Genomic DNA, 12,098 nt, shown 5'->3' with positions numbered 1-12,098 from the left:
GTTTTCTTGCGTGCGCTCAGCAGAATATCTTCTATCTTCGCAAACTGTTCTCTACTGATGTCGCTTGGGTAGGCTTTTCTCATCACCTAAGTTTACGCAATATTCCTTTTGTTTACAATAAGATCTCGAACAGCCTCTAAGGGGCATTGACTAAACGATGTGTCAACACGCCTTGATTATTTTGCATTTTTCTGTTGGTCACGCCAGTCCAGGTACTCTGGAAAAGTCATTTCCCTGACCGCAATGCAATTGCGTAGACCCTGAGTGACGACCATGTCAAAAGTTTCCGGGTCGATCTTTGCTTGCGGATATATTTCACAGCGATACAGGATCGGCAAGCCATTTGGACGCGGCTGATTTGGCGCCAACATTTCGTTGCCTATCATATTGGCCAGCAAGGCAATAAATATGGTGTTCATAATCCCCGATTCCCCTGATGTAGCAATGTATGGATTTCTTTGAAGGGCGACCTGCTACGGTTTTTCTTAGCAGTTTTTGTCAGCTAATGATAACATTGCCTATATCTCTACGGCTGATGAAATTTTACTTTCATTTGTTAGAACTCATTTCACTTTGGCCGATGAAATGCGTTCATCTTCTATCCACGACATATAAAGAGAATTTCATGCGTTTGATTCCCAAATTTGCACTGGTTGCAGTAACAGTAGCTGGTATTGCCCTGCTTTTCAGGCTTTTTTCCAGCAACAACGAACTTGATGCGGTAGGGAATACACCTGCAAACGAAACACCGGTATATGCAAAACAGGTGGAAGACGCTGAAAAAAAGCCAGACGTGAAAATTTGGCCAGGAACATTTGTGAATTCGGTCGAATCCAGGCAGCAGGTTCTGGAGTACAAGATGACCCTGGCAGAAAATCGCAGTTTTCAATTCAGTATTTCTTCTTACGCGGCAAAGAAGGACAGGAGCAAAGCCAAACCAGACGTCAGTAAACAATTGTCAGGTCACTACAGGGTAAAAGGCAATGTCATCTACTTTGAAAATTTACAAGGGGACACTGGTTTGATGTCAGATAAGGCCCGCAGTGTTGTCAATGGCTGGGGCCCTGATGGCATTGAATTCAATAATGAAAACTCAGTCATGCGTCTGCGTGCGCAAGTGGTATCTCCTTCCCATCAACAATAAGTCCGGTCATGCCAGGGTTTCGGCGCTGGCGGCAAGAAAAAATGAATTCGTCAGTCATGCAGGTCAGCGAGCGAAGCGAGGATATGCGTCATCCAGATAAGGGTCTGGGCTTTGAGTTGCTGTCATTCTTCTTCTTATTGATGCCGTTTGCCATTACCAATGGCATCGTCGTTGCCAAGGCTGCTGCACTGCCACTGTACGGTGGTAAGATCGTCTTGTTCGTTTTGCCAATTTCATTCCTGCTATTCCAATTGTGGAAGAAGAGCCTGGTGCTCAAGTTGGTGACGGCCATGCTGGCGGTCTTGGCTGGTGCCGAAGCTCATGTAGCTTATCAGTTTGGTGGCATATCTGGTTCCAGCCTGTTTTCCATACTCACAACCAGTGACGGCAGTGAATCATTCAATTATCTGATCGAGCGTAGCCAGGCGGTCGCTCTGTGGCTGCTGCTGTGTGCGGTCAGTACCATGTTGGCGATGCATTTTTCGCGTCGCAGTCATTACCGGCCAGGCGGTTTTCCGATACTCTGCTTGCTCTGTGTGGCAGGCTATGGATGGTATATTGGTGCCATGAGTGCCAGTGCCTACCTGAAGGAAGCAAATGCTAACCGCTTTCCTACCGTCAGCGAAGATGCCAGGGAGAAATTGTTTGGTGTCGGCCATTTACATCCTTTACTTTCTACAGTGAAAGATACTTTTCCTTACGGTGTGCCGCTCAGGTTGTGGATGTTTCTGCAGGAAGAAAAATTCATGCACGGCATGGAGCAGGAGTTGAGCCAGTTTCGCTTTGGTGCAGTGGCAACCGGGCCGGCAAGCGCAAGCACGCAAGAAACCTATGTCCTGGTTCTGGGAGAGACGGCCAGATTTGATCGCTGGACAGTGAATGGCTATGACCGCGATACCTCGCCAAATTTGTTGAAAGCCAGGCAAAATGGAGAACTGGTCAGTATGCGGGACATGATTACTCCCAGGACATTCACCATGGGATCCATCCCCATCTATCTGAGCGGGCGGGATATCATGCGGGAAGGTGCGACGCAAAAATCGCTGATCTCTGCCTTCAGGGAAGCGGGTTTCAAGACTTATTTTCTATCTACCCAAGTCAAGAAAAGCTTCCTTAATAATGTCACTACCATGTTCGCCGCCGAGGCTGATGTACAACAGTATTTTGAATCCGATGAGAGCCTTGGTTTGTTCTACGATGATGCCTTGCTCGCCCCATTTAAGAATATCCTGCAAGAGAAGTCACCCAAAAAATTGATTGTGCTTCATACCATGGGCAGCCACGCTATCTATACAGCCAGGTATCCCAAGACATTTGAGAAATTCCCCGTGAGCATTGATGGCAAAGCGGTGGCAGCAGGTGAACAACTCGATGATATTCAGGCAGCATCGAATGCCTTCGACAACAGCATACGATTTACTGATCATGTCTTGGGAGAAATCATGCAGGCATTGACCGCGCTGGAAGGGAAGGCGGCCATGATTTACGGTTCAGATCATGGCGAAACATTGCCCACCAAGCTATGCAAATTCATCGGGCACGGCGTCGTGAATGAAGAGAATTTGCGTGTTCCGTATTTTGTCTGGGCCAATCAGGCATATCGCCAGGTACACGCAGGCAAGTGGCAAAACCTGTTGAAGAACGAGGACAAGGCGACGATGACAACGTCCAATTTTGCCACGGTGCTGGACATGGCAGGCATCAGTTTCGCCAGTTTTCCTGCTGAACATAGTCTGGTCAGGGAATATCAGGTTAAATCGACGAGAATGGTGATGGACATGCAAAACGATGAGCTGGACTTCAATACCGCAAGAAAAAAGGATGACACCTGCGGTATGCTGCAAGCCAGGGAATGAATTCCTGGCTTTACGTCTCAGACCGTTAAATCCAATGCTATCTGGGTCAGCTCTCTTGCACGGAGTGAGGCGATCCACTCTCTTTGCACGGTTTCAAATTTCTCCAGAAAATCATCTTCAGGTGCACTGCCTGCTGCGGGCGCAAATTTGAGTATGACTTCTTTCAAGGCTGCATTGCTCAGCAAATGCTCATTTTCAGCATGTGCATGCTTTACGTGCCGTGTTTGAAAGTTGTGCGTTTCAGCGATCAGATTTCCATGGTCATACAATTTGACTTCATAGCGCTGCTGCGCCTTTGAAATATGCGCCATCAGTCTTGAGCGCAATAAAAATCCTTGCATGTTCAGGCTGGTAAAGTAGCCATCGTTCAGTTGGTACTGCGGGTGCCGCCACAATTCACCGCCGTGATTGCGATTGGCGAATTCTATTTTGACAACATTTTGCATGTCCAGCGCCAAAGGCACAGTGCTTCTTGCCGTCGCATACAATAGGGGGACGCCATCTTCATCGCGGCTCAAGTAGCCTTCAGGCAGCAAGCTGAACTGATCTGAATGTGCAAGCCCGACCAGGTCAGGCAAGTTGGGATCAGTAAAGCCTTCTTCCATGCGGATACGAAAATTACAGTCGCGCACACTTTCGAGCTTGAGTATCAAGTCATCAGGCATAGTCAGTGCATAACGGGTTTTCAGCACAGACTTGATCCAGAGTTTTTCACCTGTCTCTGTTTCTATCCGTTCAGGCTGTATAGAAGAAATGATATGCAGCGGGCGAATGATGATTTCGCCAGCCTGTTTGCGTTGTATGGCGGCATCAATATATGGCTCATAGACATTGAGTGCCTTGGCGACCATCTTTTCTTCGAAATCGGTGAGCTGCGGCTCTACAGCCCTTTTTTCCAGGATTTTACTGAGTATGGCGCGTACTCTTTCGCGCTCGGCAGCAGCGTCTGCAAACGCGTAGCAGCCATAGCGGGGTAATTCGTTGAGTATGCTGTCAATTTTTGTTTTAACCGTATTCGGAGTATTCATTTTTTTATTTTTCTGGCACGTGCTGGCCCGCTACTCTTGAAGCAAAACAGGATAATACATGTTGTCTCAGGCATTTTCCGTTTCTGTTTGAAATTGCGGGAAGTGAGACGTGCTATTTTGTTAATTGCAAGACTGGTAGCGCTTCATTTTGAGGAATATTGGCAAGGCCATGCTTGCAGGCCTTGATAGCTCCATCTCTGAATTTATTTTCGCCATACTGCCGGAAAGTTTCCACTTGATGCTGTATCACTGCCTGCTCAGCCAGATATTGATCGCTGACGGTTTGCATGTAAATTCGCCGGGTTTGCAAACGCGTATCGGCGGGCAGTTCCGGAAAACGGGTGTCGAATGAGTCTGCAACCGAGCGGGCAAAACTGCGGGTCTTGTAGACGTCGACGTCTCTGAGGCGATTGGACATGGATACCATGATGATAGACGCCACGTCTTCACAAGCCATCTCCAGTTGCAACAGGGTCAACGGGACTTTCATATTTGGTGATGCTACGCCTTCGCTGACAGCGGGCGACGAAGTTTTCCCACACGATGCAAGCAACATCACGCTGCTTAGAAGACAAATAAGTTTCTTCATCAGGCTACGCCACATAGTCTTGCATACGATGCGCCCACTTCATGATGGGTTTTGAGATGACGCATCCATTCATCTGTCTTGTGTACAACATGAACACCATTCACTTTCAGTGTGGCCGATAACTCGCGCCGCAATTCTGCAAGTTGCGCTGGAGAATTACTCTGAAAACATGGCAGTTCCACTTTCCAGGCAATGGTTGGAACCAGGCGATGATGAGCTTGTTTTTTTTGTATGTATTGAGTTTCCAGGCGTAAAAAGACTGTTTTTACCGTCGGGTTCTTGGTCAAAGTCTGGAAAAACTCTTTTTTCCATGCGGGTAATACAGAATTTTCAGTTTCATTCTCGTATTTTTTCGTAATATTTGTTAAGCTCATAGAAATAGCTTTATAAAAATGAAGGTAAAAAACTTTTTCTCATTGAATGCTAGCAACTGTTGCCGAATGTGTCAATTTTGATCCACCCTGCAGCTTGCTGACATTATTTTAAAATGATGAAAAACCATTGCTGGATATGTATTTTTAAAATTTGGTTAAGTCAATGAATAAACCTGTCCTATTTTTTTTGGCCACACTCGCATTTGGAATGTCGTGTAATTTTGCTTATGCTCAAGAGGGGAAAAAAAATTCAATTCCAGAAATCAGGGAGCCACTCGGTGACAAACGTTCGCAACGTCTGATTGTACTCGCGACTGACCTGATGTTTGTCAGACATTTTGCCACCGACAGGCAAAGCAAGCTGAGGGAACTGGAGATAAATGTCAGTCTGGAGCCTTTTAATGAAAAGCAGAAAGAGCTCCTCGTCATCCGCAAAGCACAAATGGACGAGTGCGCGAAAGATGCTGCGGCAGTCCAGGCTAATTTCTTTACTGCCTATGATCAATTGAATGCTGCCAAATACGAAGTTTCGGACTATATGGCGATTTATACCTACGCCAAGAAAAACGCTGCCGATTTCCAGCGCAAAGACCTGCTGCAGGCAGCCGAGTTGAAATCCTATGAAGAGAGCAGGCCGCAGGGTTTTACATTCCGCAGCGTCTGCATTGATGACGGCGTAGCCCCTAAGCTGAAAGAGAAAACTGAGTTCGTTTCGCCAAATGCGCAGCCCAGGAAATAGCAGGACCTGGAAAGCCAGAACTCTCTATAACGAATGGCAAAGCAAACCATGATGTATCAATCCTTTTTGCAGAAAAAAAAGCGTCGCCTTGCAATCACCATTTTTTTTCTGGCCTTATGCATGACCAGTGCAATTGCCATTTTTGCGCTGCTAATAACCGCTTTGAATGCAGCGGGTGCTGGCGCTCTGGCGGTGCCAGGTGCTTTTGTCTGTGTGGTTTTCTATGAACTGGGACGTTATTTTTTCTATAGAAGTTTCTTCATGCAACAACTGGCTCGCTTTGCAGCCTGGAAACAAGTACTCAATGAAAGTGACGAATGACTACTACTGTTGCTTACCGCAATCAGCGCGATGCGCTGACGTTCCCCCCCGGCACCATGCAAGTTTTGTTTGCCGTAAGTGCTGTGATCTGTCTGATGCTAGGGATTGGTCTGACACGCCTTCTGAGCGTACATTTTGAGCAGCGTGTATTCAGCCTGATTATTTTTTGTGCGCTACAACTGCTACCTTTATGTTTTGCTCTGCGCATGCCTTCGCTTTTGACAGGGCGTTTGCATTTGCTTGTCGTAACAGTTTATTTTCTGGTTGCCTTCCTCGCCAATATCATGTTCCCGCAGCTGAAGTCTTATTTAACCTGGCTTTTCTACTTTTTCTGCATAGTGGTGCTGGCGCTGTCAGTAGTGTCGGTAGTGCAGGTCCTGCGTGCCAGTCTGGTCCGCTTGTTCAGGCGTGGCAAGTAATTCAAGACAGAGGGAAGAGTTTTGTTATTCAGATATCTCTCCACGGGCATTTGCAGTCTTGCCCTTGTCGTGTCGGTACAAGCTGCATCGGTAACGGACTCCAGGGAGTCGACTGTCGTCAAGCTCAGGAATAGCCTGCCTGGCCAGGTGCCGAAGCACAATAACGAGTACGAACTGGCGATATACCGTCTACCTGCCGGTGCAGAAGTAGCAAAGCTCATCTGCGGACAGATCCGCAAGTGCGAGAAAAAAGTAAAGGGAGTGTATACCTTTCATGCCTTTTCATCGAAGTTTGATCAGTTGGATGGCGATCTCGTCAGATTGAATGTGAGTCGCCTGCAACAATATGCTGTGTCGGCTAACTACGAATTGACCTTGGGGAAATATTTCTCTGTGACGTTCAAGAAAAGTGGATCCATTGGTGAGGGCATGCTATTTGAAGATGTCAGTTTTGTCGTTAGGCCGGTGTCCTTGAACGCCGGGGAGATGAACATCGATGTTTTTGGTTTGTTCAAATATCACCTGTTGGGATCCGGACAAAAAATCAGTCCGTCTGGACGTGCGGTTCGCTTTGCATCTTCAATCAGTCAGTCAAAGAATTTTCTTCTGATAGCAGAGGCGCAGGCGCAAACAAATGAACCTGGATATCTCGCAGTGATCAAGCAATGCGATGAAATTTTGACGCCTTCGTACGAAGTGAAAATGCTGGAGAAGGGTTTATGAAAAAAAAATGGATGTTGATCATGTTCGCTGCTACTGCGCAAACATGTCTGGCCGGCGGTTCATTGACTGAAGAGTTGGCGGCGGAGCGTGGAGTTAAAGTCGTCAATGTGGATTTGTTGGGCAGGGCAAAAACGGCGCCGATAAGGCCGCAAATCATGAGTTGTGGCGGGGCGCCCATGACTAGCAGAGCAGTTTCTGGGAATGTATTGCAGAACAAGGATGGAAAAATGTCGGCAGCTACGGGGCAGCCGCCAGCTCCACAAGAATTTAATGTGGAAAAAATGAAAGAGTCGTTGATCGAAATTTCAAGGCAGGCATCAAGCATCCGCTACCAGGCTGCTTTGGCTCAAGGTGAAAAAAAGAAATCCTGCAATCTAAATCTGACTGAATAAACCTCTCTAGTGAAAGAAATTATGCCCCTGATAGATCAGCTTGTTGAAGCCTTGCACAATTTGCATAAGCCCCATGTCGAACGGGCTTTACAGTTGTATCAATCCATACAGGTGCCCAATGGTTTGACCGAAGAATACTTCCTGCATCTGCAACAAAACAGCCCGGCCATGGCGGCAGAATTACCTGCAGATGGCAAGGAAAAGCTGGCGGCAGCCTTGGCGGCCCTGTATGGTGTGATACAGGTATTGAATCGCTGTGCGACCAATTTTCCATTTGGCCGGACTTTGCCGCTACTTCCATTTGTTGCTGAAGACCGGGCTGTCAGGGCAGCACAAGAAACCTTGTTCGACAAGATGAAGGATGAGTTCTTTGCGCCATCCGCATTTGACGATGCAAACGCTGAGATCGTTTATTTGAACCGCCTGGCGATGATCCGGGACATGCTGCAAGAATAGATGCAGGCCTGTTACTACCGTCTTAAATGAATCAGACGTCTATTCATGTTACGTCTATTAATTTCACTTTTTGTTGAACCTGAAGATATCTTGATCGGGTAGCGAACGCCCCTTTCCCGCCGGAGTGCAGATTGCCAGGCTGGCGCTGCACTTATTTACCTCGAATATTGTCTGCAAACTCTTTTCACTGAGGCTAACGAGCCATATTCAAATACTTTGATGCAATCATCTAGTTTTTTACCATCATTGTCTTAATAAATTTCTTTTAAAAATGGTAGAATTTGGATTAAATACCAATAAAGCCTTATATATCATTGGTTTTAATAAAATGGCATGATAAGATATTCAAAGAATTCTAAATTTTTCCATGAATAAAAAACTAGCAAAAGCCGTCCAGGAACTGCCTGTGCCCGTAGCTAAAAAAACCAGACGCTACGGGTTTGAGTTTTATCGGGATAATTTCCGCCGTATGACCGTACTTGCATTGGGGTTGGTCGGCCTGGATATTGTTCTGGTAGTGGCAATGTTTCTGGTGTATGCCAGTTTTCCTTCACGCGATTTATATGCGACTACCCGCAATGGCTTATTGGTGAAATTGAAGCAATTTGACAATGTTGATCAGGTCAAGGCTTCGCGGGCGGCAAAAGCGGCAGTAAAAGTTGAATCAGCGAATCCCTAAAACGTGTAAGAGGATCAAGATGTCTGGCTCTATAGCTCAACAACAATTGCAAACCCAGTCGGATCTCAAGCCGAAGCTAGCTGCGGTTGATTCATCTCATGTAGATGGAAATGCCAGGGAAAATACTGGTCAGCCTGAATTAAACATGGCGCGTGCTGAATTTTATCTTGACCGCTATCGCTTTATTCAGAAAGTGGTGGCGGCTTTGCTGGTGCTGACAATATTGTTGTCTTATGCCTTATATGATGTGTATAGCAACCCCCCCAAGCCGCAATACATCGCGGCAGAAAATGATGGGCGCATTATTGAATTGCGCCCTATCAGCCGTCCTACCATCTCCAAGAATGCCTTGCTGACGTGGACTGCAGAGGCGGTAACTTCAATTTTCACTTATGACTACGTGAATTACCGCAAGCAGTTTCAGGGGAACGTGGATTATTTCAGTGCCGATGGCTGGCAAGCCTTCATGGAGCAACTTGATAAGTCAGGGACGCTGCAAACGGTCAGGGAAAAATCCATGCTGGTTTCCTCTGTCGTCAGCGGCAGCCCCGTCATCACCGGTGAAGGGCAGGCCAACGGTGTCTATATGTGGAAAGTGGAAATGCCGATTGATGTGACATATACCCCATTCGGACAGAGTCCAATTAAACAAAAATTGGTAATCAAAATGAACCTGCGCGCAATTTCTCCATTAGAAAATCCCCGTGGTGTAGTGATCGATAGCTTTAGTACTTTCGAGCGATGATGTGAGGCCGTTGATGATGAACAAGAACACAAATGTCCGCCTTGCCTGCGTCTTGCTACTGAGCCTGGTCGGTGGTATTGCCTCTGCAAGGCAGGGCAGCGCAGAGAATCAGGCCAATGCCAAGACACAGACCAAGCCAGGTGAAATGGCTTTGCCCAGTGCCATACCTGAACCCAGTCAGCAGAGTTCCGCCAAAATGACGGCAGCAGAGCTCAACGCACGTTACAGTGACCCTGCCATGCTGCCATCGCCTGATGGGTATGCGCGGCCCCGTACCAAGCTGAAAATGCCACAGTTCCGCGATCCCAAAGAACAGGCACTGGATGATTTGCTTGATGAAACCGTGACATTTACCAGGGATGACATCAATCGCTATTACGACCGGATTGACGACTTCAAGCGCTCCGTGCGCACACCTGATGGGCAACTGCGCAGGGCTGTGATTTCCTCTGTGATCGTGAATCTGCAGCCGGGATCGGTGATTCCGGTAATGCGATTGAATGTCAATGAAAATTCATCCTTGCTGTTTACCGATTCCACTGGCAACCCATGGCCTGTTGTCAAATTTTCTGCTCCATCGAAAGCGATGTTCGCTGTGGAATTCCATGCCAGCAATAATCCACACGAAATTGCGCTGGAGCCGATCAAAGATTATGCCTACGGGAACCTGAAAGTGTTCCTGGCAGGCATGAGTACCCCAGTATTCGTCCGCCTGGTGACAGGGCAAAAAGAAACAGATGTGCGTCTTGACGCCAGAATGCCAGTGCGGGGGCCGAATGCGGCTGCACTGATAGAAAAACAAATGCCGCCCGAGGCTTCCTCGTCCATGTTTTCCATGTTGAATGGTGTGGTGCCTGAAAAAGCGCAAGAGCTCAAGGTAGAGGGAGCAGATGCCAGAGCGTGGATGCTGGATGGCAAAATGTATTTGCGACTGACGAACAAGACTTCAGTGCGCTCACCATCATGGACAGGCACCATGTCCTCTATTGATGGTACCAATGTTTATGAGCTTCCTGCGCGCACACCAGTGATTTACGCTGCGCAAGAAGGTAAAAGTGTAGAACTACGTGTGTCGGGGTTTTAAATGGCTCAAACGAATACAGGTGGAATGGCGTTCCTGGCGAACCCCAAGTCCCGCATGATGGTAATTGGTGTCGCCGTTGTTCTGGTCGCAGGCATAGCCCTCGCGGTGAATGGCATGATCAAAAAGAGTGCTGCGAGCCAGGAACAGGGTGAACCTACCAGCACGGCTGCCTTGCCAGAAAATACAAAGCAAAAGACAGTGATTGATCCGAACAAGGTCGATACCAAGCAGTCTGAGTTGCGCAAGGTCGCGAATGAAGATGCTGCCAAACTTGCCGATTCTAACGGTCAAACATTTATTGCCACGATTCGGCCTGATGTGGCACCTGCCTCTGCCCCACAGGCTGCGTCGGCCATTGACCCGTCCATGTATGCTACTCGTAATCCAGAGAATGGTTTTGCTCCCAGATACGCTGGCCCGCGTGAGCCTACTGAACAAGAGATACGTGACGCAGAAGCAGCTCACCAAAAGAAAGTGGATGACTGGAAGCGCAGGCTGGCGGCTGATAAGTCAAAAATCAACGAAGCCTGGGAGCCAGGTGCCAGGGTCTTTTATACAGCCTATGTGGGAAGTGAGGATGGCAAGGGGGACAAGAAGGATGTGCGTGCCCCGGATCTGAGTGCTGGTAAATCTGAAGCGCCAGCAAAAGAACAGGTATTTGCCAAAGCTGGAGACATTTTTTATGGCACTATTGATATAGGCATGAATACCGATGAGCCAAGTGCAGTCACAGCGTACATACTCAGTGGTCCATTCAAGGGGGGCAAACTACTCGGTGCCCTGGCAGGACAGACCGCACCTTACTCTGAAAAAGCGGTCATTCAATTTACTTCGCTGAATCATCCAAAGTTTGATCGCTCCATTCCAGTCAAAATTTTTGCAGTCGATCGTGATACCAAGCGTGCTGCTGTTGCAGACAATGTAGACAGACATTTACTGACCAAATTTGGACTTGCTGCGGTAGTCGATTTTGCCCAGGGATATGCTGAGGGTAAATCACAGAGTGCTACTACTGTAACCTATGGTCAAAATGGTGCGCCGACGGTCGTTTCTCAATCAGAGTTGACGAACAAGCAGTTGCTTGCCCGTGGCGCAGCTAAAACCATGTCGCGTGTTGCCAACACTCTGGCACCTTATACGAACCGGCCAAATACCCTGGAAGTATATTCCCAAACAGAAATTGGCCTGCTGGTTGCGGCCGACATTGTCTATGTTGAAGGTATGAGCGCCGATAATAGCGGGCCAGTGCCGGGCACTGGCGCAACCAACAATCCAAGGCGCGCAATGTCGCAAGCTGGTCGTGCATATCCGGCACCACTTCCGGCACAGCAAGCTGCCTATGGTCAGCAACAGGTCTACATGCCACAGCCAGCGTATGCCCAGCAACCCGTATATGCGCCACAGCCAGCCTATGGAATGCAGCCGTCCTACGGTGTGCAGTCTCCAGTGTATGGGCAAGTTCCCACTTATGGTCAGCGTTAGATCAGCGGGTGATCAGCGTTGATTCGTTGATGGAATGCAGCTTTATTTTTGACCACAAAGCCTAGAG

The 12,098-nt window shown here is 47.9% G+C and carries 16 protein-coding genes and 1 pseudogene; 12 read left to right on the top strand and 5 right to left on the bottom strand.

The features are described from left to right. Together Q8K39_RS09450 and Q8K39_RS09445 are read right to left on the bottom strand one after the other, a co-directional pair. A pseudogene (locus tag Q8K39_RS09450) lies at positions 1 to 83 on the bottom strand (IS5/IS1182 family transposase); the annotation flags it as partial. A gap of 93 nt (positions 84 to 176) precedes the next feature. Continuing rightward, on the bottom strand, positions 177 to 419 hold the full coding sequence (locus Q8K39_RS09445; protein ID WP_186956309.1) for a hypothetical protein: 243 nt from the start codon (positions 417 to 419) through the stop codon (positions 177 to 179). Between the two features lie 29 nt (positions 420 to 448). Between Q8K39_RS09445 and Q8K39_RS09440 the strand changes: the two genes are divergently transcribed. Continuing rightward, positions 449 to 1,144 carry a hypothetical protein gene (locus tag Q8K39_RS09440; RefSeq protein WP_305259672.1) on the top strand — a complete coding sequence of 232 codons (696 nt, stop codon included), beginning with the start codon at positions 449 to 451 and terminating at the stop codon, positions 1,142 to 1,144. 41 nt (positions 1,145 to 1,185) lie between these two features. After that, on the top strand, positions 1,186 to 3,000 hold the full coding sequence (locus Q8K39_RS09435) for a phosphoethanolamine transferase (protein WP_305259670.1): 1,815 nt from the start codon (positions 1,186 to 1,188) through the stop codon (positions 2,998 to 3,000). A 17-nt stretch (positions 3,001 to 3,017) separates the two neighbouring features. Here the strand turns inward: Q8K39_RS09435 and Q8K39_RS09430 are convergent, their stop codons facing one another. From Q8K39_RS09430 to Q8K39_RS09420, 3 genes are all read right to left on the bottom strand, one after another. Further along, positions 3,018 to 4,028, bottom strand: a complete 1,011-nt coding sequence (locus Q8K39_RS09430; protein ID WP_305259668.1) for a hypothetical protein — start codon at positions 4,026 to 4,028, stop codon at positions 3,018 to 3,020. A 112-nt stretch (positions 4,029 to 4,140) separates the two neighbouring features. After that, positions 4,141 to 4,518: a hypothetical protein gene (locus tag Q8K39_RS09425; RefSeq protein WP_305259666.1), complete on the bottom strand. Its 378-nt coding sequence runs from the start codon at positions 4,516 to 4,518 to the stop codon at positions 4,141 to 4,143. 98 nt (positions 4,519 to 4,616) lie between these two features. After that, entirely contained in the window at positions 4,617 to 4,991 is a 375-nt protein-coding gene (locus Q8K39_RS09420; protein ID WP_305259665.1) for a hypothetical protein, read from the bottom strand. A gap of 208 nt (positions 4,992 to 5,199) precedes the next feature. Here Q8K39_RS09420 and Q8K39_RS09415 point away from each other — a divergent pair, with 208 nt between their 5' ends. The 10 genes from Q8K39_RS09415 to Q8K39_RS09370 all read left to right on the top strand — a co-directional run bounded on the left by Q8K39_RS09415 (position 5,200) and on the right by Q8K39_RS09370 (position 12,031). Next, positions 5,200 to 5,730, top strand: a complete 531-nt coding sequence (locus Q8K39_RS09415) for a hypothetical protein (RefSeq protein ID WP_305259664.1) — start codon at positions 5,200 to 5,202, stop codon at positions 5,728 to 5,730. Positions 5,731 to 5,850: 120 nt separating this feature from the next. Continuing rightward, the gene (locus Q8K39_RS09410) at positions 5,851 to 6,051 is read left to right on the top strand and encodes a hypothetical protein (RefSeq protein WP_305259662.1); all 201 of its coding nucleotides are present in this window, start codon (positions 5,851 to 5,853) and stop codon (positions 6,049 to 6,051) included. Beyond that, the gene (locus Q8K39_RS09405) at positions 6,048 to 6,470 is read left to right on the top strand and encodes a hypothetical protein (protein ID WP_305259661.1); all 423 of its coding nucleotides are present in this window, start codon (positions 6,048 to 6,050) and stop codon (positions 6,468 to 6,470) included. Before Q8K39_RS09410 ends, Q8K39_RS09405 begins: the two co-directional genes overlap by 4 nt. 69 nt (positions 6,471 to 6,539) lie before the next feature. After that, positions 6,540 to 7,193, top strand: coding sequence for a hypothetical protein (locus tag Q8K39_RS09400; RefSeq protein WP_305259659.1), 654 nt, complete (start codon positions 6,540 to 6,542; stop codon positions 7,191 to 7,193). After that, a complete protein-coding gene (locus Q8K39_RS09395) occupies positions 7,190 to 7,585 on the top strand; it encodes a hypothetical protein (RefSeq protein ID WP_305259657.1) in 396 nt (131 codons plus the stop codon). The genes Q8K39_RS09400 and Q8K39_RS09395 overlap by 4 nt, the downstream gene beginning before the upstream one ends. A gap of 21 nt (positions 7,586 to 7,606) precedes the next feature. Next, positions 7,607 to 8,041 (top strand): hypothetical protein, encoded by a 435-nt coding sequence (locus Q8K39_RS09390; RefSeq protein ID WP_186956320.1) that lies wholly within the window; start codon positions 7,607 to 7,609, stop codon positions 8,039 to 8,041. Positions 8,042 to 8,408: 367 nt separating this feature from the next. Continuing rightward, positions 8,409 to 8,720 (top strand): hypothetical protein, encoded by a 312-nt coding sequence (locus tag Q8K39_RS09385; RefSeq protein WP_186956321.1) that lies wholly within the window; start codon positions 8,409 to 8,411, stop codon positions 8,718 to 8,720. Positions 8,721 to 8,739: 19 nt separating this feature from the next. Beyond that, positions 8,740 to 9,465, top strand: a complete 726-nt coding sequence (locus Q8K39_RS09380) for a type IVB secretion system apparatus protein IcmL/DotI (protein WP_186956322.1) — start codon at positions 8,740 to 8,742, stop codon at positions 9,463 to 9,465. A 13-nt stretch (positions 9,466 to 9,478) separates the two neighbouring features. Then, positions 9,479 to 10,549: a DotH/IcmK family type IV secretion protein gene (locus tag Q8K39_RS09375; RefSeq protein ID WP_305259655.1), complete on the top strand. Its 1,071-nt coding sequence runs from the start codon at positions 9,479 to 9,481 to the stop codon at positions 10,547 to 10,549. Beyond that, entirely contained in the window at positions 10,550 to 12,031 is a 1,482-nt protein-coding gene (locus Q8K39_RS09370; protein WP_305259654.1) for a DotG/IcmE/VirB10 family protein, read from the top strand. The last annotated feature ends 67 nt before the right edge of the window (positions 12,032 to 12,098 follow it).

The organism is Undibacterium sp. (genome assembly GCF_030683615.1).
GTDB lineage: Bacteria > Pseudomonadota > Gammaproteobacteria > Burkholderiales > Burkholderiaceae_D > Undibacterium > Undibacterium umbellatum.
This window is presented reverse-complemented; position numbering and strand designations above follow the sequence as displayed.